The following is a 24,684-nucleotide window of genomic DNA, read 5'->3' on the forward strand; positions in this document are numbered from 1 at the left end:
GTTGTTGATTTGTATAGGTTTTCATGGCTTATGTATAACGGAATGCTCCCAACCCCATCACCACGCCGATGCGCCAATGCACCAGACCCTGAAAGACATAGATGGAGAGCGATCCCAAAATGGACGCGAGGTTGACGACCCGGTTCCGGGGCCAAACGCGCCATCGTAGAAACCGATTACAACGGCTGCGGTCGCACAAAAAGCAGCCATGGAAACTCTTTGTTCGGCATCGTCGTCGGTCATCTTGGGCGACAAGGCGAAATAGAGTGCCATGATGATCAGGAGAAATGGCAGGCCGGTCTTTACCAGTTGCTGAGGGACCGAACTGACCACCAGCGCACCCATGATGGAACCCAGGCAAGCCAAGACGGTTGCGGGCCAGATCCGCTCCCACTCGATCAAGCCAGCCCGCGCAAAGTTCTTGGTCGCAGAGATGGCGCCAAGGGTCGCTTGCAACTTGCTCGTTGCAATGGCGGAAACGGGGTCAAGACCCGCAATAACAAGTGCGTGGACAGTCACCAACCCGCCGCCTCCCGCGATTGCGTCGAAGGCTCCCGCCAGGAATGCAACACCCGCAAGGATGCAAAGGATGAAAAGCGAATGCTCGCCTGCCAGAAAGCTGATCATGTCCATGAACCGAATAGCGGAGGCTGAATCGCCGCGCAGTATCTCGTTTAACGCTTCTGTCTCCAAGACTTGATTCCCACCCGCTGGGAATCAACGTGCTTTTCTCTCTTCGTCTTGACGACGATATCCTTGGATGGCGACCCGCAGCCCGGCGAGATTGTGGTCGCCGAGAAGATCGATCGCATCAGCCGCCTGCCTTTGGTCGAAGCGGAAAAGTTGGTGGCCTCTATTCGAGACACGGGCGCACGCCTGGCGATCCCTGGCGTGGTCGACCTGAGCGGGCTGGCGGCTGGGGCCGATGGCATAGCCAAGATCGTTTTGGAATCCGTGCAGGACCTACTGCTGCGCCTGGCCCTGCAGATGGCCCGGCGACGACTACGAAGATCGCCGCGAGCGGCAACGGCAAGGCATCGAGTTGGCGAAGAACGCCGGCCGCTACACCGGATGTCCGCTCGATCCGGGTTGGGGTTGTAAGCCGGAACCCCAGAAAATTCCGTTGCCCGTCTCGACGATCAACCAGCAATCTGCCTGATCCGCTCGGCCAAGCGTCCGAACGCTTCGTTCACGTACTCCAACACCTTGGGTTCAGCGCCCTGCTTACATAGAGCACTTTTGAAGCTGTCCAGATCGGACAGCCATTTGCATGTGCTGATCGATCTTCGCTGCCAGTCGGCGGAATTCATTCATGCTCATGCTTTGCTCACTCGAAGAGCGTGGCGACCTTCGCCAGCACCTCATCCATGATCGATGCTGGCAGCGTGTCCACCTTGCGGGCATGTCTGGCGGCCAGGTCAATCACGCGCGGCTGATCGCAGCGCACGACGCCGGTGGTCTTGATGCCGGTCACGGGCACTGCGAAGCCCAGGCGGCGGGCGAACTCGCCGCCGTTGGTAATCGGCAGGATCACCGGCAGCTTGGTCGCTTCGTTGAACTCGCCGGGCGATACGACCAGAACGGGACGGCTGCCGCTTTGCTCATGCCCTGCGGCCGGGTCGAGCGACACCAGATAAATGTCGCCGCGCCTCATAGCAACTCGCCACCTACAGCGGGCGCATCGACCCATTCGCGTTCCTCTGCGGGTTGCGCCTGCGAATAGTCCGAGACAGCCAGCAACTCCGCGAGTGTGTAGCGCGGCCGTGGTCTGGGGTTGACCACCAGGCAGCCGTGATCGATGGCCAAGCCGACCGTCGCACCGACTTGCAGGTGCAGTTGTTCAAGGAACGCGGGCGGGACGGCCAACATGATCGAGCCGCCGACCTTGCGCAGATTGGTTGTATGCATGATGCACTCCCAACGAGTTAAGTTATATTGAAGTATAACTTCAATTGCCTTGGGCTGCAAGCCGTGCATGACGGAAAACAAATGTTTTACGACGAATCTGTAACGGCCTGTCGAAGCGCGCTCTAAACGACCTTAAAATTGTGCGGAAAACCTTGTCGCCATATGCGATCATACGGAAACCTATTTTAGATGGTTATTCGGCTATGTTAGTTGGTTACATGCGCGTGTCGTCGGACTCCGACCGGCAGAGCACGGATTTGCAGCGCGACGCGCTGCTGGCCGCCGGCGTCGATGCCCGGCATTTGTTCGAGGATCGTGCTTCCGGCGCGAAAGATGATCGAACCGGCTTGGCTCGGGCGCTCGAATTCGTCCGGCCAAGCGACGTGCTGGTCGTGTGGAAGCTCGACCGGCTCGGCCGTTCGCTGTCGCACCTGCTAACCATCGTGACCTCACTCAAGGACAGGCAGGTGGCGTTCCGCTCGCTGACGGAGGGAATGGACACCACCACGGTGTCCGGCGAGTTGTTGTTCCACGTGTTCGGCGCACTCGCGCAGTACGAGCGTGCTTTGATCCAGGAGCGTGTCGTCGCGGGTTTGGCCTCTGCTCGCAAGCGCGGGCGGATCGGCGGACGGCCGCAGGCGATCACCGGCGAGAAATTGGATGCCATCGTCGCTGCGCTGGACGGCGGCATGTCCAAGGCAGCCGTATGCCGCAACTTCGGCGTAAAGCGCACCACCTTGATCGAAACACTGGCGCGAGTGGGATGGTGTGGAGCAGGAAGAGCGGCCAATGGGCAACAAGAATAAGCTGCTCGCCATCTTCTCGGATGCCGAGCAGGAAGCCCTGTACGGGCTGCCGGATTTCGACGATGCGCACGGCCTGGCGGCACATCCTGCTGAACGGGCACTACACCTTCCAGAGCGACGGAAAGATGATCGACTTGGACTCGCTCGTGGCCGGGCTGGAATTGGGATGACGGAAATTTCTGGGATTCCGGCTTACAACCCCGGGTTGGGTGCTGCTGCTCGGCGTGCCAAAGGACGGGCAATGACTCGCGCCGACGTGCACAGGCAACGGAGTAGTTGCCAAGAGTAAGGGTTTACCCTATAGTTCGCTCTGGCAACCCTGCCACCCCGGCCCCTGAGGAACGCCCAATGACCACCGCCACGCTCACCCCTTCCGCCCGTCCTTCCACCACCCGGTTTCTGACACCCATTCGCCAGCTATTGGCCCATTGGCTCAGTGCGCAATTCGCTGCATCGGCACCCCGCGCGTTGACGGCCTTTGAAGAAGCCGAACAGGTACGGGCCATGGCTGTGGGCCTGATGAACGATGATCCGGCCTTCGCCGCCGACCTGTTCGCCGCCGCCGACCGCCACGAATTCGGCGCCCAGGCCTGATTCCCCCAGGTCCAAACACCTGTAACGCATCGGGGGCGATCCCCGAGCCTGCGGACACGACGGAACCGGCGTTGCCGGGTCTGTAGCGGCGTGGGCAGGATCAGCAGCGAACACAAAAAATTACACGAAGTTGCGCTGACACCCGCACATCCGCCGATATTTACGCCAAGTTACGTGTAGACTCGGGCGGGCGCAAGGGTCGATAAAGTCCCTCAGGAGACATCCGCCCAAACGCGCATCGTGCACTGCAGCTCTGGCGCAGACCCACTTCAGAGCGTGATCACGCCGGGCTCCGGTGCATCCGATTCATTCACCAACTTATTGAAAGGACATGGGTCAATCTGGAAGGCCAGCGGGTTCTGCCTGCCATCCGGGATGCATCCATAAAACATCTATGTCAGAAATACCAGCGGAGTCTGCAGAAATGTCCATTGGAAAAGGCGTTGCCATTTATGCAGGTGCCTTGCTCGGGTTCATTATCCTGATCGTGCTCACAGTGACGGTTTCATGGTTTCCTGGCTTTGTTCTGTTCTTCGCCTATTTTGTCTTTGGCTTCATACTGAACCGCATTGTGCTGCGCAGCCTGATTGAATGGCATGCGGTGTACAACACGCTCGGCAACGTTTCCAGCAGCAAACTGAGCGCTTTTCTTTTCTGGCCCTTCTCCTACCCTGCGTTGTTCTTCCGGTTGGGGGTGGTAAAGCACTTGTAAGAGCGCAGTCCGATCGGCTGCGCAATGCCGCGCTGCCTCAAGCCAAGCCAAGTCCTCTGTGAGCAGCACGTGCACCCCGCATATGAAAGCATGGCGGCCTTGCAGGATGCTCGTAGACCTGCCATTCGATACACCCCGTGTGGATGGCGATGTCTGCCGTCGCCAGCGTGCTCTCTGCGCCGCTGTTCAGAGAGGCGGTGCGCAGGATCGGAAATCGGGCGTCCCCGGTGTCGGCCAGGACCTGCAGCGCGTCCAGCCCCGAGTCGCCCGCGAGCAAGGCCGTGCCGCGCTGCTGCCGATACCGCGAAGAGGGGGTGATGGTCTGCGGCAGCGCGCGCAGCGGCAGGTGCAGCGCGTGGTTCGTGTGCAGCGCCCGCCGGGATGTGCAGACCGTTTCCACGGCGCAGGCCTGCGCACTGAACTCCACGCTGAGCAGCGCGTGCTCGTTGCGGTGCGCGAGCGTCAGGTGAAAGCTGCCTGCGCGCTCGGTGCCTCGCACCAGGGCCAGCGCCTCGTCCAGCCCCGCGACCTCGAGCAAGGCCCGCGCCAGCACCATGCGCGGGACGCCAGGCTGCACCGCGCGGCAACGCAGGCTGTTCACTGTCATCGCCAGGCCGCCATCGGTCACGGCAAAGGTATGGCCCGCAATCGACCCGGGGTAGACGAAGGCCGCAAACGGCACTGCGCCCGCGACGGCACACGCGGCGATGGCGCAATGGCCGGCGAAGGCGGGGTCGCCGTCCTCGTTGTGCGTGATGCGCCGCACCTCCCCTGCCTGCTGCACGGTGGTGCAGCCATCGGGCGCCATGGCCCAGAGGTCGCCGCGGCAGTTCCACAGAAACAGATCGTCGAACGGCAGCCCGATGCCGACGGCCATGCCCTGCAACTCCTCCCAGACACGGGGAAAGCGCGTGCGCACCTGATGCGCCATGCTGGCGGCAAGCGCCGAGCCCCGCAAGCGCATGGCGCGGGCCCAGACGGCGGAACGCCGCGCGTAGTCGTGCAGCGCCGCAGCGCCGAATTCGCCCAAGGCCCGGCCGGCGTCGAAAGGCGTGCCCCGGATTTCGATGTAGCTCAGCCCGGCCATTTCATTCCCCGTCCTTCAGAAAGTCGCGCAGGCGCTGGTCCGAAGGGGTGTCCAATAGATCGGCAGGCGATCCATCGACCGCGATGCGTCCGTTTTCCATGAACAGGAGGCGCGTTCCCACCCTGCGGGCAAACTGCATTTCATGCGTCACGACGAGCATCGTCATCCCGTCCTCGGCGAGCGCCTGCATGACGCGCAGCACCTCCTGGCGCAGCTGCGGGTCGAGCGCTGAGGTCGGTTCGTCGAAGAGCATCAGCCGGGGCCTGAGCGCGAGTGCACGCGCGATCGCGACGCGCTGCTGCTGCCCTCCCGAGAGTTGGCCCGGGTAATGCCCGGCGCGCTCAGCCAGCCCGACCTTGGCCAGCAGTTCCCGGGCCTGAGCGCGCGCCTCGGCCCTGGACGCGCCGCGCACGTGGCGGGGACCGAGGGCCACGTTCTCCAGCGCCGTCATCTGCGGAAACAGATTGAATTGCTGGAACACCATTCCCGCTTCCTGGCGAATCTCGCGCGCCGCAGCGGCTCCGGCGCGCACGCTCAGGCCGCCGACGAGCAGTTCCCCGCCGTCGATCTGTTCGAGCACGTTGATGCAGCGCAGCAGCGTTGATTTTCCGGAGCCTGAAGGGCCGATCAGCACGACCACTTCGCCTGGGCGGATTTGCAGATTCACCCGGTCGAGCACGGTGTGGACGCCGAAATGCTTTTCGACGTTCCTGAATTCGACGATGTTCATGGGATCCGCATTCTTCCTTCGAGCACGCGCAGACCCAGCGTGAGCACGCCGATCAGGAGCAGGTAGATGAGCGCGACGGCACTCCAGATCTCGACGGCCCGAAAATTCGCAGCCATGATTTCCTGGCCCTGGCGCGTCAACTCGCCGACACCGATGACGATGAACAAGGACGTGTCCTTGAGGCTGACGATGAACTGGTTTCCCAGCGCTGGCGTCATGCGCCGAAAAGCGATGGGGCCGACGACGAAGGCCAGCACGCGCCAGCGCGGCAATCCCATGGCCAGTCCCGCTTCTTCCAGACCCCGCGGCACCGACTGGAACGCACCGCGGACGATCTCGGCAATGTAGGCGCCCGAGTTGATGACGATCGAAGCAATGGCCGCGCTCATCGGCTCCACGCGCACACCCAGCAAGCCGGGCAGTGCAAAGTAGATGAACATGACCTGCACCACGATGGGCGTGCCACGCACCAGCCCCACATAGGCAAAGCCCAGGCTGCCGAGCAAGCGGTTTCCGTAGGTCCGCATCAGCCCGAACAGGACACCGAGCAGCGTCCCGCCGACGAGCCCGGCCACGGTGATGAGCACCGTGAGCCGGGCTCCCCTGAGCAGCGCGGGCAGCGCGTCGGGGATGACCGACCAATCAAAGTCCACGCGCTGCTCCTTGCCGGCAATCGGTCCCTGTTTCGAGGCTGTCAGGGCTTTTGCGGATCGGTCCTGAACCATTTTCTGTAGATTGCCGCGTAGCGGCCGTCGGCCCTGATCTTCGCCAGCGCGCCGTTGACCCGGGGCACCAGCGCACTGCCCTTGGGAAAGCCGATGCCGTACTGATGCGCCATCATTTGGGCTCCCACGGCCCTTGCCTTGCCTGCGCCGACGGTGGCGATGTAGTACAGGACGTTCGGGGTATCGTGCATGGCGGCGTCAACGCGGCCGGTCATGAGTTCCAGGTAGGCGTTATCGATGTTCGGGAACTGGCGCAGTTCGGTCCCCGCGAAATGCGCCTTCGCGTAGTCGGTCGCGGAGGTGCCGGTCTTGAGCGCCAGCGTTTTTCCCTTGAGGTCGGCGACGCTGCCGATCTTGCTGTTGGCGGGCACCATCAGGATGAAACCGCTGTCGTAATAGCCATCGGAGAAGTCAATGACTTTCTTGCGCTCATCCTTGATGGTGATACCCGCCAATGCGAGGTCCACGTTTCTGGTTTGCAGCGCCGGCAGGATGCCATTGAAGTCCATGGGGCGCAGCGTGTAGCCAAGCTTCAATTCCCTGGCAATGGCGTCCCACAGATCGATGTCAAAGCCCACATAGCTGTCTCCCCGTTTGAATTCAAACGGGACAAAAGCGGTATCGACGGCGACGAGCAGTGGCTCGGCTGCAGCCGCGGGGGTGCACAGCGACGCGGCGGCAAACAGTTTGCAAAACAGGTTTTTCATCACAGTCCTTCCATGTCAGGCTGCCGCATCACATGCCCGGGTCGCCGCGTCGATCGATGCGCTCAGCAAGCGGGTGATTTCCTGCAGATCGTCGCGGCTGGCGATAAAGGGCGGCGCCAGAAGCACATGGTCGCCGTCAACACCGTTGACCGTGCCGCCCATCGGGTAGCACAGAAGTCCGCGGGCCATGGCGTCTTTCTTGATCGCTGCGTGGAGTTTGAGCGCGGCGGGAAAGGGTCGTTTGCTGCCACGATCGGCCACCAGTTCCACGCCCCAGAAGAAGCCGCGGCCCCGGATGTCCCCGACCCGCGGGTGATCGCCCAGCGCCTGCTGCAGCATCGCGCCAAAGGCCTCGCCATCTGCGCGCACCTTGGGCAGCAGCCCGTCGCGCTGGATCACCTTCTGCACCGCCAGGGCCGCCGCGCAGGCCACCGGGTGACCCAGGTAGGTGTGGCCGTGCTGGAAGAAGCCGCTGCCCTGCGACATCGCGTCGACGATCTTCCCTTGTGCCAAAACCGCGCCCACCGGTTGGTAGCCGCCGCCCAAACCCTTGGCGATCGTCAGCAGGTCGGGAACGACGCCTTCCTGCTCGCTGGCGTGAAGCGTTCCGGTGCGGCCCATGCCGCACATCACCTCGTCGAGGATCAGCAGCACCCCGTACTTGTCGCAGACCGCGCGCACCGCTCTGAAATAGTCCGCAACCGGCGTGAGCACACCGGCCGTTGCGCCCCCCACCGTTTCAGCGACGAAGGCGATGACGCGGTCCGCGCCTTGCGCGAGGATGGCCGCTTCGAGTTCCGCCGCGAGCCTCAGAGCGTACTGCGCGGGCGCTTCGTCGGCGCGCTGCTCGCGGTACGGGTAGCAAGGCGCCACGTGCGTGGCCGGCACCAGCAGAGGCGCAAACGGAGCGCGCCGCCACGCGTTGCCACCGACGGCCAGCGCGCCCAGTGTGTTGCCATGGTAGCTTTGGCGGCGTGCGATGAAGTGCGTGCGCTGCGGCTGGCCGATCTCGACGAAGTACTGGCGCGCCATCTTCAGCGCCGCTTCCATCGCCTCCGACCCGCCGCTCACGAAATAGGCATGGCTCATTCCCGCGGGCGCGCTGCGCATCAGTTCGTGCGCCAGCTGCTCGGCCACCTCGGTCGTGAAAAAGCCCGTGTGCGCATAGGACAGACGGTCGATCTGCGCGTGCATGGCCGCCAGGACGTCGGGGTGGGCGTGGCCGAGCGCGGACACGGCGGCACCGCCCGACGCGTCGAGGTAGCTGCGGCCGTCCGCGTCCCGGATGCGCATGCCGGCAGCAGAATCGGCAACCGGCGGCGTGCTGCGCAGATGGCGATGGAAAACATGCGTCATGGGGCGCCTTTATATGTAACCATCATACCGTGGCAGTTATCAGATGGGACATTTGTTCCGTCGTGCGCAGCACATTCCCCGAACCTGATGCGCTCAGTCCACGGTCACGGCGGCGGCGCGCACCCGTTGGCCCAGGCGCTGTGCAGCGCTGCGGATCAGGGCCGCAAAGCGGCGCGGACGTGCGGGAGCAGGCGCTCGCGGTGCGCGGCCCGGAACTCGACCCCCGTGACCCGGGCGCCGCCGCGGGCCAGCACCACGGCCACGTCGGCCCCCATGGTGCCGCCGCCCACGATCACGGTGCGCGCGTTGGCGGGTGAAATCGAATCCATGGCGTGTTTCCTGGTTGGCTGGTTTGCGGCGCAGTCCAAGGGGCATGGATTGCGTGGTCCAGCCGTGTTTTTCGATAGGCTGATCGGGTGGCCCTATATTTCATAATTTTTAGGCCAAGATACTTAGGCAATCCGCTCGGCCACAGCCGTGAACCCTGCCAAGGCAAGGTCGATTTCCTCTGCTCCCACATGCCGATGCGTGACGCAGCGTAATCGCTTCCGGCCCCAGGGACGCACCAGAACGCCAAGGCGCCGCAGGGCAGACTCCCATTGCGTCGCATCGAGCCCCGTGGCCCCCACATCGACCTGCACGATGTTGGTTTGAGGCCGCTTGGCGACAAGCCCCGCAATGCGGCCGATGCCCTCTGCAAGCCGCCGGGCAGCGAGGTGGTCGTCCGCCAGTCGCTCCACCATGGTGCTCACGGCCACCAGGCCCGCCGCGGCCGCGATGCCGACCTGGCGCTGGCTACCGCCCAGCATTTTCCTCAGCGACCTTGCGCGCTGAATGGTTGCATCTCGGGTTGCTTTCGCACCTTTGCCGGGGCGCAAAGCTTCTGCACGATCCGCTCCTATCTGGACACTGCTCGCAAGCATGGGGTTGGCATGCTTGAGGCACTACGGGCTGCGTTCAATGGTGCTCCGATGGAGTTTGTCGGTAGCGGCTGAATAGTCACAAATCGACCTGCCCACCCAGCATGTCGGTCATCGCCGGGCCACCCCCCTTGTAGGGTACGTGCAGGAGGCTGGCACCGGTCGTGACCCGCAGTTGCTCGGCCACCAAATGACCCACCGTGCCGTTGCCCGACGACGCATAGGCCAACTGCCTGGTTTTCGCCCCAGCCAGTAGCGACGCCAGGCTGTTGAAAGGGCTGTCGGCGTTCACGACCAGCACGGATACCCCGGTGCCCACCAGCGCAACGGGCGTGAGGTCCTTGACGGGATCGAAAGTCAGCTTCTTGTAGAGGAACTGGTTGACCGCCAGATTGCTGGTCTCGCCGACCACGGCGGTATACCCGTCCGGCGGCGACTTGGCGCCGAATTCCAGGCCGATGTTGTTCCCGGCGCCGGGCTTTGTGTCGACGATCACCTGCCACTTGGCCTGCTCGCCCAGTTTGGCCGCCAGCAGGCGGGCGACGGCGTCGGTGCCACCGCCCGGGGGGCTGGGCGACACGAGGTGGATGGTCCGCTCGGGAAAGGCCTGTGCATGAGCCACTCCTGCCGCCGCAGCCAGGATGAGGGCACCTACACGTCGGGTGAGTCCGCGGGCGCGGAAAACAGAGAGCAGCGCGGGAAATGGGCAAACATGGATCACTTGGACAACTCCTGGCCACCGGGGCCATTGGAAGAACCTTGCGGGAATGGCAGGCGCCACCTTGGGATGCGGTCGCGGGCCTCTGCGCCCGGCGCTGGGGAAAATGTCCGCGATGGAGTAGATTAAGTAAATCGAATCTTTGATAGTTGTCGATTGAGGTTTTATGAATCTGGCAATGCTCACCACGTTGCAAGCCATCATCACCCAGGGCAGCTTCGTCGCTGCCGCCCAGAAGGTGGGCTGCACCCCCAGCGCAGTGACCCTGCAGGTGCGCCAGCTCGAAAAGTTCTTTGGCCGCCCGCTGTTCGACCGATCCTCGCGCATCGTCAGGCCCACGCAGCTCGCGTTGGAAGTCGCGGGCGTGGCCAAGGACTATTCAGAACGCTTGGCAGCGCTGCGCACCCACGCCACGTTCAGCGTATCCGGCGTTTTGCGGCTTGGGGCCATTACGAGCATCCAGACGGATGTGTTCCCGCATATTCTCAAGCGCTCCCTCGATGCGCATCCAGCACTGCAGTTGCGCATTTCACCCTTGAACGACAGCGAAGATCTGCTGGATGCCCTCAAGGCCGACCGACTGGATGCCGTCATCGTGTCGCGGCCCGACGGCGGCGGCACGCGCCGCCTGCAATGGGCCGATCTGGCCCGGCAGGACTACGTGATGATCGCGCCAGCGGCAACGGCGTCCCTGGTTCCAAGTGCGTTGCTTGCCGACTACGGCTGGATCGCCTACGACACGGCGCTGCCCGGAGGTCGCAAGGCTGCGCAGTACGTGCGCCGGCGCTTTCCCGCTGCACGCAGCCACATGGAGATGCGAAGCACGGATGCCATCGTCTCCATGGTGGCGCTGGGCTTGGGTGTGAGCATCCTGCCCCGACCCCGCGCGCCGCTGTTGGATGCCTACGGGGTACAGGTCGTCGCTCTTGGCGACGAAGCGCCCTATCGCCAGATTGCGCTCGCCTGGCGAGAAGCTGATGCGGCCCACCGAAGCATAGCGGCGGTGCTGAACATCGCACGGAGTGCGTTCAATGGGTCGGGATAAGGACTCTGGAACTGCGCGGCTTGACTGATGCGAGACGACAGGCATATGGCCAGAGCGCGCCCTCTACGGCCCCCTGCCGCCCGGCGTCCGAGATCGAACAATTTGCAACGCTTGACACAAAGTATTATTCTGGATCATCATTCTGAATGGCAAAAAGCACAGCGGAACACCGAGCGCTTCTGGATCAAATTCAGCAGATCGCCGAAGGCATCGGCGCGACCTTCGCTCCTTTTTGCGAGGTGGTGGTCCACGACCTGTTGGACCCGGAGCACGCGATCGTTTCAATCCACAACAACCTGTCGGGCAGGGAGGTCGGCGCGCCGGCCACGGAACTGGGTCTGGCGCGCATTTCCGATCCGGAGTACCCGCAGCTGATCGCGAACTACGCCAACCATTTCGCGGACGGACGGCAAACCAAAAGCACGTCCATCGGAATCAAGGATGCCCACGGCAAGTACATCGCAGCGCTGTGCATGAATGTGGATCTCACCCTGTTTCGCGGTCTGCAAAACGTGCTGGGACAGTTCAGCCGTGTTGAAGGGGCTCCCTTGCAGGAGTCGCTCGATCCGACCGGTGCCAACGAGATTCGGGAACGCATTGACCAGTTCGCGGCGCGACTGGCGACCACACCGCACGCTTTGAAGTCGGAAGACCGCAGAGCGTTGATACGCGAGCTCAAGGAGTCGGGCTGCATGGAAATTCGCCACGCCATGGCGATCGTGGCACGCCACCTTGGCGTTTCGCGTGCAACGGCGTACAACGATGCGAAGTGACGCGCAGTTGCTCTTGCTCGACAAGAGCCCAAGTGCATGCCTTGTTGCAAACCGACGATGTTCTTGACGCCGTGCGAGAAGCCTTCGTCTTGCACAGTCGGCAGAAAGGGCGGGTGTTCCCGGTCATCAGGGAAGCGTTGCGATCGAATGCGGTTTTCGGCATCAAGGCAGGCAACGTTCCCTCCGAAGCGCTGCTCGGCTTCAAGGCCGCCGGATTCTGGCCGGACACAACCGCCGGATCGGGGGCGATTCGCACCAGGCCACGATCATCCTGATCGACCCCGCTACCGGACGCCCCGTTTGCATCATCGATGGAAATGCCGTCACGACTTTGCGCACTGGTGCGGCGGGCGCACTCGGTTTGCAGCAGTTGGCACGCGTCGAAAGCACGCGGCTCTGCCTCTTCGGAACAGGCGTGCAGGGACGTATTCAGCTCAAGTTTGCACTGCGCACCATGCCGAATCTTCGCCATCTGCTCTACGTCAACGCGGCAGGCCGCCCGGATGAAGCGTTTGAAGTATGCAGCGTGACCTCAACCTGCCAAAGTTCACGACCAAGTTCCAGGTGGTCACATCCACCAACCGCATCCCGTTGGTTCAAAACGGCACCGTCGATATCGAATGCGGTACCACGACGAACAACTTGGCGCGGCAAGAGCAAGTTGCGTTTGCATTGACGACCTATGTGACCGAGATCCGGATGGTCGTGAAGGCGATCTCCGGCATCCATTCGATGAGCCAACTGAAGGGTCGCCCTGTGGCGACAACGGCAGGTTCGACGGGTGGCAAGGCGCTCAGGATCTATCGACGCTCTACAGGACTCGATGTCAACGAGTTGGTATCCAAGGACCATGCCGAGAGCTTTCTGCTGTTGGAAAGTGGACGCGCAGATGCGTTCGTCATTGACGACAACATTGCCGCAGGCAACATCTCGATGGCAAAAAACCCGGATGAGTACAGGTTGACGGGAGAAGTCTTGAGCGTGGAGCCCATTGCATTGATGATGCGCAAGGACGACCCCGGGTTCAAAAAGGCAGTGGACGATCAGATTCGCAAGCTCATGCTCAGCGGTGAATTCGCGAAGCTTTATGACAAGTGGTTCGTCCAACCCATTCCTCCCAAAGGCATTGCCGTCAATTTGCCGATGGGCAGCACGCTGAAAAGTCTGATCAGCAGTCCGAGTGACAAGGCGGCGGAGACCTACGAGAAGATGTGACGAGCGCACGGCCAAGCGCATCTCCGAGGCGTTGGGAACGGCCACTGTCGATGGCCTGACTACCGATAATGGACAGGAGACAAGACACGATGCGTTACGAACTGACGGACCTGCGGCTTTTCCTGGCGATTGCCCAGGCGAAGAGCCTCTCTACAGGCGCCTGTGCAGTGCACATCACGGCTTCGTCGGCGAGTTACCGACTCAAGAACCTTGAACACGCGCTGGGCACGTCCCTGTTCGTGCGCAATGCGCGTGGCATGGAACTGACTCCGGCAGGCGAGGCGGTGCTCGCGCACGTTCGCGAATTGTTCGAGGGGGTCGAGCGCATGCACGAAGATGTGGGTCGGTTCACTTCAGGCCTCAAGGGGCATGTTCGATTGACCGCCAACAGCAGTGCACTGAACGGTTTCATCACCCCAAGTCTGGGGCGTTTTCTGGTTCTCCATCCCCATGTTGACGCAGACATCGAAGAACGCCAAAGCGAAACCATCCCTGCCGCAGTGCTCGCGCGCGAGGCGGACATCGGCATCTTCGCGGGGGAGACGGGCGTTGCCGGGTTGGACCTGCATCGGTACGCTTTGGATCAGCTTGTCATCGCAGTTCCTCCCGCCCATCCCCTTGCGCGAGAGCGCGAGATCAAGCTGGGCGCGGCACTCGATTTTGAGTTCGTGTGCATGAACCGCAGTAGCAGCAACTTCCTGTTCCTGCGAGACATGGCCCAGAAAGCAGGTCGCCAACTGCGCGTGCGCCTGCATACCCACAGTTTCGAGGCCGTGCTGTCACTGGTTGAGGCCGGTGTGGGTGTTGCGTTGGTTCCCCGAAGCATCATTGCCATAGCGCCCGATGCGCGCGCAATCACCATGCTTGCGCTCGCTGAAACGTGGGCGGCTCGAGAACTGAATCTTGTCGTGCGCGCAGACGCCCGCTTGCCGACGTTTGCGAAGGCGTTCATGCAGTCCCTGCTGGACGATCCCCGTGTGGCGGTCACGCGGGAGCCCCCTGCGTCAGAATAGTTCAGGCCTCCATAGAGAAATAGGTACGGCCCCGCTCGTCAGGCTTGCGCAGCCGCCTTCTTGTCCACGAATGCTTGCATAAAACGCTGCGGCTCACCCGTCGCAAACGCACTGGCGAACTCGCCGACGCCATTTTCGATCGCCCTATCCAGGGGATCTTGTTTCCATTCCCGCAGCAACCTCTTTTGCTGGCGAAGCACGGACGGTCCATAGGACGCGAATTGGCTTGCTACGCGCGCGACCTCTTGGTCGAGTTCCTCAAGACTGACCACGGTGTCAACCAGGCCCCACGCTGCAGCCTTGGCGGCATCAATGTTGTCCCCGGTCAGCAGCATCCAGTTCGCGCGAGCATTTCCGATGAGGCCAGGCATCAGCGCGGCGTGGATGATCGACGGAATGCCGACCTTTACTTCAGGCATCCCGAAATGCGCCTGGCTCGCCGCGATCCGGATGTCGCACGCCATCGCAAGCTCAAGTCCACCGCCCAGGGTCCACCCCGGAATTCTGGCGATGACGGGTGTCGGAAACTGGCGCACGGCTTCGCACAGCTGCCTGAGATTGTCGATGAACAGCTTCGCCGTTGCCGTGTCCAGCGCGCCCATCTCCCTGATGTCAGCACCTGCGACGAATGCCTTGTCCCCTGTCCCGCGAAGAACCACGGCGCGCACGCGCGAATCGCCGGCAAGATGGCGCAAGCCATTGATCAGGTCCGTGATGACGGGTGTCCCAAGGATATTGAGCGACCCCGCTTCGCGGATCGTGAGGGTGGCCACCCCTTGGGGGTCCACGCCGATTGCCGCATGCTGCAGCTTGGGCGCAGCGCCCGTTTCAGAGTTTTTCAAAACCGATCTCCCGGATGATTTTTTTCCAGAGTTCGTTCTGGCTTGCGACGAGTTTTCCGAAGTCGGTTCGAGACATGGGACTTGGAATCGCCCCCTGCTTCTCGATGGCGGCGATTACTTCGGGATCCGCAAGCGCTTGGCGCACCGCTTCATTGAGCTGATCGAGAATTTTTGACGGGGTGGCTGCCGGTGCCCCGAGGCCGAACCATGAGGGGTTGTTCATTGCCGGCAGACCCGCCTCCGCATAGGTCGGAACCTGCGGCAAGAACTTCAGCCGCTGCTTGGCCGCGACCGCCAGAGGACGAATCTGACCCGACTGGATAAGGCCGGCAGAGGAAGGGATGTTGTCGAACACCAGGTTGATCTGCCCTGGAATCAAGTCCGCCAGCGCCGGTCCCAAGCCCTTGTAAGGCACATGCAGCATCCTCGTACCGGTCACGTTCTTGAACAGTTCGCCATTGATGTGGCTGAGTCCGCCGTTGCCGGAGGAACCGAACGCATACCTGTCCGGATGGGCTCTGAGCTCGCTCACCAGTCCTTTCAGGTCATTCGCCGGAAAGCCCGGGTTGACAACCAGCACGTTCGGCACGTCGGCGATATTGCTGATCGGCGCAAAGTCCTTGACGGGGTCATACGCCGCCTTGGTGTAGACGTTCGGGTTCACCGCATGTGAACTCTCCACCACCATCACCAGGGTGTAGCCATCAGCGGCTTGCTTGGATGCGTACGCCGCGCCCACCGCTCCGCCAGCACCCGGACGATTCTCCACGACGAATGGCTGCTTCAAAATGGCCCCCAGCTTGGTCCCGATGATGCGGGCCAACAGATCGGTCGTACCGCCTGGCGCGTACGGGACGATGAGTTTCACGGGCCTGTCCGGGTAGTCCTGAGCGAAGGCGGGCGTCGATGCCGCGATGCAGAGCAGACCGAACGCCATGAGGCTTCTTCTATTCATGTTGCTGTTCTTTCCTGGTTTCGGTGGCTCGTCCGCGGGGTTGGCGTTCGCTTGCATTGAAGCGAGACCGGAGCATCAGGACCACGACGGCGGCTCCGTCGATGGCGCTGCCAATGAAGGGGGCGCAGCCACCCGCGCACTGGAACGCGTGTGCGGCGACGACAGCATGGGATTGCGGACTGTCCGTATCTGGCCCAAGCCAGGGTGATTCAGCGCCTGGACCATCTGGCGATGCTGGACCTGGGGATCGTTGAACACCTCCTCCAGGCTATTGATCGGACCCCATGGCACACCCGCTTCATCGAACGCGTCGGTCCAGCTGCGGCGTATCCGCGTCTTGAACAGGTTCGTCAGCAGTTCGCGCAACGCGGGAAGATGCGCGATCCGGTTTGAATTACTCGCAAACCTTTCATCCGTCGCCAGTTCCGGTGCGCCAGCCACCTGGCAGAAGCGCTGAAACTGTGTGTCGTTCCCGATCGCCAGAATCACATGCCCGTCGGCGCACTGGAACACCTCGTAGGGCGCACAGTGGGGATGCGCGTTGCCACTGCGCTGAGGATTCACGCCAGAAAGCAAATAGCTGGCGCCCTGATTGGCATTCAGCGCAACGGCCACGTCGAGTAGCGCGATGTCCAGATACTGCCCTTGTCCGCTGCGCTCGCGCTGAAGCAGGGCGGCAAGCACCGCAGATGTGGCATACATCCCGGTCGTCAAATCCACTACGGCAACACCCGTGCGCAGCGGCCCCGCACCAGGGGCGCCATCGGGCTGCCCCGTATAACTCATGAGTCCGCCCATTCCCTGAAATACGTAGTCGTAGCCCGGCTTGTCCGCCATGGGGCCCGTTTGACCGAATCCCGTGATGGCCAGGTAGATCAGCCTTGGATTGATGCGTCGTACGGATTCGTAGTCCAGCCCGTAGCGCGCAAGAGTGCCTACTTTGAAATTCTCGACGAACACGTCAGCGTCTTGAACCAGCGTACGGATCGCCTGCGCACCGGCCTCGCCGGCGAAGTCGATTGCCACGGACCGCTTTCCCCGATTGCAACAACTGAAGTAGGACGACAGCCGCTCGCCGCCCTCCTCCTCTTTGGTATGGAGAGGCCCCCATTGCCGCGTATCGTCGCCACGTCCGGGGTGTTCGACCTTGATGACCTGCGCACCCAGGTCGGCAAGATTCTGGGTACACCAAGGCCCTGCAAGAATCCTCGAAAGATCGAGGACCTTGATGCCGGCAAGCGCCTGATCGAGCATTTCGTCTCCACTTCATGAAAGCAGAGAGCAGTCTATGTACGCGCCCTTCGTGCATCCAGTCGAATGTTTCGAAACGGGACTTCGGGAAATTCGAACGGCGCGCCTCCACGCCGGAGCACACCGGCCATGAACCCTTCAGGCCGGCCGGGGCCAGGCGCGCTGCGGTTCGCGGATCGATTCGAATGCATGCGCCAGTTGCAGCACGCCCAGGTCGTCGAAGCGGGCGCCGACGATCTGCAGGCCGATGGGCAGGCCGCTGGCGGTGTAGCCGCAGTTGACCGACGCGGCGGGTTGTTCGGACATGTTGAAGGGCACGGTATAGCCGATATGTTCGAGCGGGCGCAGCGGGTCGTTCGTCGGCGAAGGCAGTTCGGCCTGGAAGGCGGGGATCGGGGCCACGGGCGAGATCACGTAGTCGAAGGCATTGCAAGCCCGGACGGTGTGCACACGGGTCAGGTGGAACTGCTGGCTCGCGTGGAAGACTTCGGCGCCGCCCATGCCGGCCACGCTGTCGGCCCAGGCGAGGATATAAGGCAGTACCTTGGCGCGCCGCTGCGGCGGCAGGGCCTGCAGGTCGATGTGCGTGCGCATGCGCCAGAAGCGGTCCATGCCGTCGAGCATGGCCTGCGTCATGAAGGGCTGCATGGGGGAGACGATCGCGCCCGCAGCCTCGATGCGCCACGCAGCACGTTCCACGGCGGCCTGCACTTCGGGGTCCAGCGTCAGGCCGCAGCCCGCGTCGAGCAGCAGGCCGATGCGCAGACCGCGCAGGCTCTCGGCGCCGGCGGAGAAGCGGCTCCAGGCGATGTCCTGCGCCGGCAGGCTCATGCTGTCGCGGGCGTCGGGTTGGCTGAGCACCTGCATCAGCAAGGCGGCGTCGGCGACGGTCCGGGTCATGGGGCCTGCGGCGCGGCCGGTATAGGGCGGGTCGATCGGGACGCGGCCCAGGCTTGGCTTGAGGCTGAAGATGCCGCACCAGCTGGCGGGCAGGCGCAGCGATCCGCCGATGTCGGTGCCGATATGCAGCGGGCCGTAGCCCGCGGCCGCAGCAGCAGCGCCCCCCGCGCTGGAGCCGCCCGGGCCCTTGGTCAAATCCCAGGGGTTGCGCGCGAGCGGGTGAAAGCTCGACAGCCCCGAGGACAGCATGCCGTAGTCGGGCATGGTGGTCTTGGCCAGGATCACCGCGCCGGCCTCGCGCATGCGTGCGGCCGGGGGCGCGTCGGCGGCCGCGGGCCGTGGCTCGACGGCCGCCGTTCCCAGCGGCATCGGGTCGCCCCGGGTGGCGATGTTTTCCTTGATGGTGCAGGGCACGCCGTCGAGCGCGCCCAGGGGCGTGCCGCGCAGCCAGCGGGCCTCGGACGCGCGCGCCTGCGCCAGCGCGGCGTCGGGGCGCAGCAGATAGGTGGCGCGCAGCTGCGGCTCCCAGCGTTCGACGTGCGCCAGCACGGCCTGCGTGACCTCGACGGGCGAGAGACTGCGCTGGCGGTAGGCGGCGATCAGGGTGTGGGCGGACAGGTCGTGGAGCGCGCTCATGGCGGGGGTCTGCGCTTCAGGTCCAGGAGAGCGCGGAAAGGTCGTTCACGAACACCGGCATGTCCTTCCACAGACCCTTGAGGTTCTTGTTCGCCACCGTGACCCACTGGTTCTGGTAGAGGAAGACATGCACCGCGTCCTCGGCCAGCAGGCGCTGTGCGTCGCCCAGCAGGCGCGCGCGCTCGGCGGGGCGCGCAGTGCTTCTGATCTGCTGGAACAGTTCGTTGAACCGGGGCGACTGGTAGCCCCAGTAGTAGTCGGGTTTGGCAAAGTTGCCCAGATCGAAGGGCTCCACGTGCGAGATCAGGGTCAGGTCGTAGTTCTTGTTGCCGTAGGTTCCGCTGAGCCACTGCGCCCACTCCACGTTCTGGATCTTGGCGATGATTCCCACCTTGGCCAGTTGCGCCGCGATCACCTCGCCGCCCAGTCGGGCATACGCAGTCGGGGGCAGCGTCATGCTCAGTTCCAGCGGCGTTTTGATTCCGGCTTCCGCGAGCAGTTTCTTGGCCTTTTCCACGTCGTACGGGTTCACACCGGTCGTATCCACGTAGCCGAAGGCGCCTGGCACGTAGTGGCTGCCGATGGGGGTGCCATAGCCGTTGGCAGCGGCCTCGATGACGGCCCTGCGGTCCACCGCGGCGGCGATCGCGCGGCGCACGCGCAGGTCATTCAGCGGCTTTCTGGCGTTGTTCATGGCCAGGATGGTCTTGGCGCGCGAGCCGTTGACCGTGACCTGAAAGCGCGGGTCGCCCTTGAACTGTTCGATACCGCGCTCCGTGGTGCGCGGGAATACGTCGATATCGCCCGCGAGCAGCGCCGCAATATGGGTGGCGGAGTTCGGGATGAAGCGGAAACTGGCGCGTTTGATCCGGATCGCTGCCGGGTTGCGAAAGCCTTCCCAGGCCGTGAGCACCACCGACGAGCCCTTGTTCCAGGCGCCAAGCCGGTACGGGCCCGTTCCCACGGGCTTGGTCGCGTTGCTCTCCGCGCTCTTGGGCTCGACGATGATGGACACGGCTTCGCCGAGCATGAAGAGCAGGTCCGGGTCGATGTCCTTGTTGAGCAGCACCACGGTGTGCTCGTCGATCACCTGCGTGCTGAGGCTGGCAAAGGACGGCTTTCTCTTGTTGCTGCTCTGCTCGCCGCCCGCGCGGTCGAACGAAAACTTCACGGCCGCCGCGTTGAAGGGTTCGCCGTTTTGGAACTTCACGCCGCGGCGCAGCCTGAAGGTATAGGTCTTGAGGTCGGGCGAGACCTCCCAGCTCTCGGCGAGCAGTGGCTTCACGCTGCCGTCGGACTGGATCTTCGTGAGCGTCTCGAAGATGTTGTACTGCACGATTTCCGCGATGGCCGACGCGGCGCCGGTGCTCGGGTCCAGGCCCGGGGGTTCGAGCACCATGCCCAGCACCACACTGTCTCTGCGGCTCTGCGCCAGGGCGCAGAGCGGGAGGGACAGGGGCAGTGCAGCGACGGCGCCAGTGGCAAGAACGGTACGGCGATTTGGCATATCGAAACGCTCCAGAAAAAGCAGATGCAAGAACAAAATCCCCGGCAGCGCCATGTGCTACCGGGAGGCGCAGCAGCCTACACCATCGGGGGGGTAGCTGCTGCGCTCCCTGCCGCGGCCGCCGCACGCCGGGCCCGCGCGCGGCCCGGCTGCACCTGCGGCACGGCGGCGACCAGCGAGCGGGTATAGGGGTGCTGCGCGTTCCGGAACAGCTGCGCCGGCGAACCCCGCTCGACGATGCGGCCCTGGTAGAGCACCACGACCTCGTCGCACAGATGGCTCACCACCGCGAGGTCGTGGCTGATGAGCATGTAGGTGACACCGAATTCCTGCTGCAGATCCTGCATCAGGTTCAGCACCTGGGCCTGCACGGAGACGTCGAGTGCGCTCACGGGCTCGTCGGCGACGATCAGGCGCGGGCGCGTGATGAGCGCGCGCGCAATGGCAATGCGCTGGCGCTGGCCGCCGGAGAACTCGTGCGGGTATTTTTCCAAGTCGTTGGGGCGCAGCCCGATCTGCTCCAGCACCTGCACGGCGCGTGCATGCTGCTCGGCGCGGCTGCTTGCGCGCAGGGCCTGCAGCGGTTCGGTGACGATGCGTTCGACGCTCTGGCGCGGGTCGAGCGATCCGTAGGGGTCCTGGAACACCATCTGGAAATCGCTGCGCGCCTGGCGCAGTTCGGCGGGGGGCAGCCGGTGCAGATTGCGGCCCAGCAGATGCACCGTTCCCGAGGTGGGAGCGTCCAGGGCCATGACCAGGCGCGCCAGCGTCGATTTGCCCGAGCCCGATTCGCCCACGACCCCCAGACTGCGGCCGCTGTGCACCGAAAAGCTCACGCCATCGAGCGCCTGCACCTTGCCCGGGGGGCGAAAGAGATGCTCACGCGGCAGCGTGTACGCACGCACCAGGTCTTGCACTTGGAGCAGGGCAGCGTCTTCGCTGGGGCTGCCCTGGTGTTCCAGGGTCATGCGGCTTCCTCGGCCCATGCATCGCGCACCTGGGCAATGGCCTCCTGGCGCAGACAGCGCACCTCGTGCCCGGCGTCGGCGGCGACCCGCGTCGCCCGGGGGCGTTCGTGGTAGCAGTCCGCCGCGGTGTAAGCGCAGCGCCCGGCGAACGGACACCCCGCGGGCAGGTCGGCCAGTTCGGGAACCATCCCTGCAATCGTCGCCAGGCGGGGGCGCGGGCCCTGCGCGGGCCCGGCGCCCAGATGCGGGCGCGCGGCAAACAGTCCGCGGGTATAGGGGTGCGCCATGGCCGAGAAGACGGACGCGGTGGGGCCGCTCTCGACCACGCTGCCGCCGTACATCACGAGCATGCGGTCCACATTCTGCGAGATCACGCCCAGGTCGTGCGAGATCAGGATCAGCGCCATGTTGCGCTCGGCAACGAGATCGCTGATGAGGTCCAGGATCTGCTGCTGTATGGTCACGTCGAGCGCCGTGGTGGGCTCGTCGGCGATCAACAGGTCGGGCCCGCAGGCCAGCGCCATGGCAATCGTGATGCGCTGGCGCTGCCCGCCCGAGAACTGGTGCGGGTACGCGCCGAAGCGCCGCGCCGCGTCGGGGATTCCCACACGATCGAGCAGCGCAATCGCCGCCGCGCGGGCCGCGGTCGCGTCCATTGCGCGGTGCAGGCGCAGCGGCTCGGCCACCTGGCGACCGATGCTGTGCACCGGGTTGAGCGCCGTCATGGGTTCCTGGAACACCATGCCGATGCGGTTGCCGCGTATCTGGCACATCTGCGCGTCGCTGCGGCCCACGAGTTCCTGGCCATCAAAGCGGATGCTGCCGCCGAGCCCTGCGCCCTCGGGCAGCAGGCCCATGAGCGCCATTGCGGTGATGGACTTGCCGCAGCCCGACTCGCCGATCAGGCCCAGGGTTTCGCCGCGCGCCAGAGAAAAACCCAGGTCCCGCACGGCGTCGGCCGGGCCCCGGTGGGTTTGCAGACGGATCCGCAGCTTGGAGACTTCGAGCAAGGGCATGGGCCGCGCTGCGTGCATGTTTCAGCGCTTGCGCGCGAGGCGCGGGTCGAGCAGGTCGCGCAGGCCGTCGCCCAGCAGGTTCAGGCCGAGCACCACCAACGCAATCGCCAAGCCCGGCCACACGGCCAGCAGGGGCGCCTGGAACATCCGCTCCTGCGCCTCGCTGAGCATGCGGCCCCACGAGGGCTGCGGTGGCTGCGTTCCCAGCCCCAGGTAGGACAGCGCCGCCTCGGCCAGGATGGCGATGGCGAACCGTAGGCTCACCTGCACGATCAGCACCGACAGGATATTCGGCAGCACGTGCTCGAGCGTGATGCGCCAGCTGCCCTTGCCGCAGGCACGCGCCGCCAGGATGTATTCGCGCGACCACACGGCGTTCGCCGAGGCGCGGGTGATCCGGATGAAGATCGGGACGTTGAAGATGCCGATGGCAATGATGGAGTTCACGACTCCGGCGCCAAACACCGCCGTCAGCATGATCGCCAAAATGATGGCCGGAAACGCAAAGCTGAAATCGGCGAGCCGCATGATGAGCTCCTCGACCCATCCGCGCCGGGCCGCAGCCAGCAGCCCGAGCGCCGTTCCCAGGCCCAGACCGATGCCCACGGCGATCACGCCCACCAGCAGCGAGTTGCGCGCGCCCACCAGCAGCAGCGAGGCCACGTCGCGCCCGAAGGCGTCGGTGCCCAGCCAGTGCGCGCCCGTGGGCGGTTGCAGCTTGGCAGGCAGGTTCATCTCGTACGGTGACCAGGGCGTCCAGACCAGCGACAGCATGGCAGCAGCGGCGAGCAGCAGCGACAGCGCGGCGCCGATGACGAGCTGCGGTGGCGCAGCGCACGCCACAGCCAGCCAGGGGCCGTGGCGCAAGGGGGGGACAGGAGGCTGGGGGCGGCGCTCATGGGGGTGGATCAGATGTCGCTGGCCTTGACGCGCGGGTCGATCACGGCGTAGAGGATGTCAACCACGAAGTTCACGGCAACCACCATGGCCACGAGCAGCATCACGCAGTTGCGCACCACGATCAGGTCACGGTTGGAGATGGACTGAAAAATCAGGCGCCCCAGACCCGGCAGGTAGAACACGTTCTCCACGACGATGGTTCCCGCGAGCAGGTTGGCAAACTCCAAGCCCACCACGGTGACGACGGGGATCATGGCGTTGCGCAGCACATGGCCCCAGAGCACGGCACGCTGCGAGAGCCCCTTGGCCCGGGCGGTGCGCACGAAGTCCTCGCGCAGCACCTCGAGCACGGCAGAGCGGGTGATGCGCGCGAGAATCGCCGCCTGCACCACGGCGAGCGCGATGGCCGGAAGCAGCAGCGCCTTGAGGGCTGCGAGCGGACTGCCGCCCGCAGCCTCGGTCCAGCCCGGAAAGCCGCCGGCGGAAAACCATCGCAGCTTGACCGCAAACAGCAGGATCAGCAGGATGGAAAACCAGAAGTTGGGGAGGGCAACGCCGATCTGCACGAACCCCATCACGCCCACGTCGCCCATCCGGTTGTGGTGGGCCGCAGCGTAGACACCCGCGGCCAGGGCCAGCGCCATGGCCAGGAGCATGGCCATGAGCGCCAGCGGCACCGTGAGCGCCAGCCTCTCGAGCACCAGTTCATGCACCGGCGAGCCGTAGGCATGGCTGTTGCCCATGTCGCCCACGACGAGCCCGCCGACCCATTGCCCATAGCGCAGGCTGGCGGGTTGATCGATCCCCAGTTTGGCGGCCAACGCCGCCACCGCCTCGGGCGACGCGTCCGGCCCCACCAGCATCTCGGCGGCATTGCCCGGCAGGATCTCCAGCACCAGAAAAATGACGATGGAAGCGCCGATGAGCGTGGCCAGCAGGGTGATGAAGCGCTTGAGGAAAAACAGACCCATGGGGGATGAGTGGGAGTGGGGAGCACGTCGGAATATGCGCGCGCAGCATAGCGGTTATGTGCTGCCGCAGGCAAGACGCGTGCGCGACGGGATAATACAGGCCATGCACGCCGCCCTGCACCTCTTCTTGGCCGCCGTTTGCGGCGCCGCGCCCCGGGAGCTCGTATGGCGCTGATGATCACCGACGCCTGCATCAACTGCGACGTGTGCGAACCCGAGTGCCCGAACCAGGCGATTTACCCCGGGCCGGAGATCTACGAGATCGACCCGGGCCGCTGCACCGAATGCGTGGGACATTTCGCCGAACCGCAGTGCGTGCAGGTCTGCCCCGTGGCGTGCATCCCCGTGGACCCGCAGCATGTGGAAGACCACGAGACCCTGTGGCAGAAATTCCAGCGGCTGCACGCAGCAGCGCCGAATTGAATCCGG

29 protein-coding genes and 2 pseudogenes are annotated in these 24,684 nt (G+C 64.1%); 10 read left to right on the forward strand and 21 right to left on the reverse strand.

Annotated features, from left to right (window positions below; all coding sequences use genetic code 11):
* Nucleotides 1-57 precede the first annotated feature (57 nt).
* Nucleotides 58-693 (reverse strand): TSUP family transporter, encoded by a 636-nt coding sequence (locus tag D5041_RS16410; protein ID WP_265285234.1) that lies wholly within the window; start codon nt 691-693, stop codon nt 58-60.
* Nucleotides 694-741: 48 nt separating this feature from the next.
* On the opposite strand from D5041_RS16410, the gene D5041_RS16415 reads away from it, so the two are divergent.
* A complete protein-coding gene (locus D5041_RS16415; protein WP_456119848.1) occupies nt 742-1,101 on the forward strand; it encodes a recombinase family protein in 360 nt (119 codons plus the stop codon).
* A gap of 38 nt (nt 1,102-1,139) precedes the next feature.
* Here D5041_RS16415 and D5041_RS16420 read toward each other — a convergent pair whose 3' ends face one another.
* From D5041_RS16420 to D5041_RS16430, 3 genes are read right to left on the reverse strand one after another with little or no spacing between them, the layout of a single operon-like run.
* Nucleotides 1,140-1,310, reverse strand: coding sequence for a hypothetical protein (locus D5041_RS16420; protein WP_236610616.1), 171 nt, complete (start codon nt 1,308-1,310; stop codon nt 1,140-1,142).
* A 17-nt stretch (nt 1,311-1,327) separates the two neighbouring features.
* Nucleotides 1,328-1,654 (reverse strand): type II toxin-antitoxin system PemK/MazF family toxin, encoded by a 327-nt coding sequence (locus tag D5041_RS16425; protein WP_265256788.1) that lies wholly within the window; start codon nt 1,652-1,654, stop codon nt 1,328-1,330.
* Nucleotides 1,651-1,908: an AbrB/MazE/SpoVT family DNA-binding domain-containing protein gene (locus tag D5041_RS16430; RefSeq protein WP_010100470.1), complete on the reverse strand. Its 258-nt coding sequence runs from the start codon at nt 1,906-1,908 to the stop codon at nt 1,651-1,653. Before D5041_RS16430 ends, D5041_RS16425 begins: the two co-directional genes overlap by 4 nt.
* Before the next feature lie 203 nt (nt 1,909-2,111).
* Here D5041_RS16430 and D5041_RS16435 point away from each other — a divergent pair, with 203 nt between their 5' ends.
* The 3 genes from D5041_RS16435 to D5041_RS16445 all read left to right on the forward strand — a co-directional run bounded on the left by D5041_RS16435 (nt 2,112) and on the right by D5041_RS16445 (nt 4,020).
* Nucleotides 2,112-2,714, forward strand: coding sequence for a recombinase family protein (locus D5041_RS16435; protein WP_029554040.1), 603 nt, complete (start codon nt 2,112-2,114; stop codon nt 2,712-2,714).
* A gap of 348 nt (nt 2,715-3,062) precedes the next feature.
* Nucleotides 3,063-3,308: a hypothetical protein gene (locus D5041_RS16440; protein WP_010100475.1), complete on the forward strand. Its 246-nt coding sequence runs from the start codon at nt 3,063-3,065 to the stop codon at nt 3,306-3,308.
* A gap of 424 nt (nt 3,309-3,732) precedes the next feature.
* Nucleotides 3,733-4,020: a hypothetical protein gene (locus tag D5041_RS16445; protein ID WP_010100476.1), complete on the forward strand. Its 288-nt coding sequence runs from the start codon at nt 3,733-3,735 to the stop codon at nt 4,018-4,020.
* Nucleotides 4,021-4,057: 37 nt separating this feature from the next.
* On the opposite strand, the gene D5041_RS16450 is transcribed toward D5041_RS16445, so the two are convergent.
* From D5041_RS16450 to D5041_RS16490, 8 genes are all read right to left on the reverse strand, one after another.
* Nucleotides 4,058-5,107, reverse strand: coding sequence for a C45 family autoproteolytic acyltransferase/hydrolase (locus D5041_RS16450; protein ID WP_265280760.1), 1,050 nt, complete (start codon nt 5,105-5,107; stop codon nt 4,058-4,060).
* Between the two features lies 1 nt (nt 5,108).
* Nucleotides 5,109-5,837, reverse strand: a complete 729-nt coding sequence (gene glnQ, locus D5041_RS16455) for a glutamine ABC transporter ATP-binding protein GlnQ (RefSeq protein ID WP_265285235.1) — start codon at nt 5,835-5,837, stop codon at nt 5,109-5,111.
* Nucleotides 5,834-6,490: a glutamine ABC transporter permease GlnP gene (gene glnP / locus D5041_RS16460; RefSeq protein ID WP_265285236.1), complete on the reverse strand. Its 657-nt coding sequence runs from the start codon at nt 6,488-6,490 to the stop codon at nt 5,834-5,836. The genes glnQ and glnP overlap by 4 nt, the downstream gene beginning before the upstream one ends.
* A gap of 41 nt (nt 6,491-6,531) precedes the next feature.
* Nucleotides 6,532-7,269, reverse strand: a complete 738-nt coding sequence (glnH, locus tag D5041_RS16465; protein ID WP_265256793.1) for a glutamine ABC transporter substrate-binding protein GlnH — start codon at nt 7,267-7,269, stop codon at nt 6,532-6,534.
* A gap of 15 nt (nt 7,270-7,284) precedes the next feature.
* Nucleotides 7,285-8,625, reverse strand: a complete 1,341-nt coding sequence (locus D5041_RS16470; protein WP_265285237.1) for an aspartate aminotransferase family protein — start codon at nt 8,623-8,625, stop codon at nt 7,285-7,287.
* Nucleotides 8,626-8,780: 155 nt separating this feature from the next.
* Nucleotides 8,781-8,954 (reverse strand): NAD-binding protein, encoded by a 174-nt coding sequence (locus D5041_RS16475; protein ID WP_265256795.1) that lies wholly within the window; start codon nt 8,952-8,954, stop codon nt 8,781-8,783.
* A gap of 123 nt (nt 8,955-9,077) precedes the next feature.
* On the reverse strand, nt 9,078-9,548 hold the full coding sequence (locus D5041_RS16480) for a beta-eliminating lyase-related protein (protein WP_407702285.1): 471 nt from the start codon (nt 9,546-9,548) through the stop codon (nt 9,078-9,080).
* A 76-nt stretch (nt 9,549-9,624) separates the two neighbouring features.
* Nucleotides 9,625-10,167, reverse strand: a complete 543-nt coding sequence (locus tag D5041_RS16490) for a Bug family tripartite tricarboxylate transporter substrate binding protein (protein ID WP_265256797.1) — start codon at nt 10,165-10,167, stop codon at nt 9,625-9,627.
* A gap of 262 nt (nt 10,168-10,429) precedes the next feature.
* Here D5041_RS16490 and D5041_RS16495 point away from each other — a divergent pair, with 262 nt between their 5' ends.
* The 5 genes and pseudogenes from D5041_RS16495 to D5041_RS16515 all read left to right on the forward strand — a co-directional run bounded on the left by D5041_RS16495 (nt 10,430) and on the right by D5041_RS16515 (nt 14,309).
* Complete coding sequence (locus D5041_RS16495) at nt 10,430-11,308, forward strand: LysR family transcriptional regulator (RefSeq protein WP_265256798.1); 879 nt, start codon at nt 10,430-10,432, stop codon at nt 11,306-11,308.
* Between the two features lie 146 nt (nt 11,309-11,454).
* Nucleotides 11,455-12,081 carry a helix-turn-helix transcriptional regulator gene (locus D5041_RS16500; protein WP_265256799.1) on the forward strand — a complete coding sequence of 209 codons (627 nt, stop codon included), beginning with the start codon at nt 11,455-11,457 and terminating at the stop codon, nt 12,079-12,081.
* Nucleotides 12,071-12,598 (forward strand): annotated as a pseudogene (locus D5041_RS16505) (ornithine cyclodeaminase family protein); the annotation flags it as partial. The gene D5041_RS16500 and the pseudogene D5041_RS16505, both read left to right, overlap by 11 nt.
* A gap of 2 nt (nt 12,599-12,600) precedes the next feature.
* Entirely contained in the window at nt 12,601-13,296 is a 696-nt protein-coding gene (locus D5041_RS16510; protein WP_265256800.1) for a transporter substrate-binding domain-containing protein, read from the forward strand.
* Between the two features lie 89 nt (nt 13,297-13,385).
* Nucleotides 13,386-14,309, forward strand: coding sequence for a LysR family transcriptional regulator (locus D5041_RS16515; protein WP_265256801.1), 924 nt, complete (start codon nt 13,386-13,388; stop codon nt 14,307-14,309).
* A gap of 38 nt (nt 14,310-14,347) precedes the next feature.
* Here D5041_RS16515 and D5041_RS16520 read toward each other — a convergent pair whose 3' ends face one another.
* The 9 genes and pseudogenes from D5041_RS16520 to D5041_RS16560 form a co-directional block, all read right to left on the reverse strand.
* Nucleotides 14,348-15,151, reverse strand: a complete 804-nt coding sequence (locus D5041_RS16520) for an enoyl-CoA hydratase (RefSeq protein WP_265285239.1) — start codon at nt 15,149-15,151, stop codon at nt 14,348-14,350.
* On the reverse strand, nt 15,138-16,088 hold the full coding sequence (locus D5041_RS16525; RefSeq protein WP_265280774.1) for a Bug family tripartite tricarboxylate transporter substrate binding protein: 951 nt from the start codon (nt 16,086-16,088) through the stop codon (nt 15,138-15,140). The genes D5041_RS16520 and D5041_RS16525 overlap by 14 nt, the downstream gene beginning before the upstream one ends.
* A 93-nt stretch (nt 16,089-16,181) precedes the next feature.
* On the reverse strand, nt 16,182-17,360 hold the full coding sequence (locus D5041_RS16530) for a CaiB/BaiF CoA transferase family protein (RefSeq protein ID WP_265285240.1): 1,179 nt from the start codon (nt 17,358-17,360) through the stop codon (nt 16,182-16,184).
* Nucleotides 17,361-17,495: 135 nt separating this feature from the next.
* Complete coding sequence (locus tag D5041_RS16535; protein ID WP_265285241.1) at nt 17,496-18,893, reverse strand: amidase; 1,398 nt, start codon at nt 18,891-18,893, stop codon at nt 17,496-17,498.
* 16 nt (nt 18,894-18,909) lie between these two features.
* A complete protein-coding gene (locus D5041_RS16540) occupies nt 18,910-20,400 on the reverse strand; it encodes an ABC transporter substrate-binding protein (RefSeq protein ID WP_029554614.1) in 1,491 nt (496 codons plus the stop codon).
* Nucleotides 20,401-20,477: 77 nt separating this feature from the next.
* The gene (locus D5041_RS16545; protein WP_265285242.1) at nt 20,478-21,368 is read right to left on the reverse strand and encodes an ATP-binding cassette domain-containing protein; all 891 of its coding nucleotides are present in this window, start codon (nt 21,366-21,368) and stop codon (nt 20,478-20,480) included.
* Nucleotides 21,365-22,384: an ABC transporter ATP-binding protein gene (locus tag D5041_RS16550; RefSeq protein ID WP_010108144.1), complete on the reverse strand. Its 1,020-nt coding sequence runs from the start codon at nt 22,382-22,384 to the stop codon at nt 21,365-21,367. The genes D5041_RS16545 and D5041_RS16550 overlap by 4 nt, the downstream gene beginning before the upstream one ends.
* A gap of 21 nt (nt 22,385-22,405) precedes the next feature.
* A pseudogene (locus tag D5041_RS16555) lies at nt 22,406-23,283 on the reverse strand (ABC transporter permease).
* 9 nt (nt 23,284-23,292) lie between these two features.
* Complete coding sequence (locus D5041_RS16560) at nt 23,293-24,255, reverse strand: ABC transporter permease (RefSeq protein ID WP_265280783.1); 963 nt, start codon at nt 24,253-24,255, stop codon at nt 23,293-23,295.
* A gap of 165 nt (nt 24,256-24,420) precedes the next feature.
* Between D5041_RS16560 and D5041_RS16565 the strand changes: the two genes are divergently transcribed.
* On the forward strand, nt 24,421-24,678 hold the full coding sequence (locus tag D5041_RS16565; RefSeq protein WP_265285243.1) for a YfhL family 4Fe-4S dicluster ferredoxin: 258 nt from the start codon (nt 24,421-24,423) through the stop codon (nt 24,676-24,678).
* The last annotated feature ends 6 nt before the right edge of the window (nt 24,679-24,684 follow it).

The organism is Verminephrobacter aporrectodeae subsp. tuberculatae (assembly GCF_026127385.1).
Classification (GTDB): domain Bacteria; phylum Pseudomonadota; class Gammaproteobacteria; order Burkholderiales; family Burkholderiaceae_C; genus Acidovorax; species Acidovorax aporrectodeae.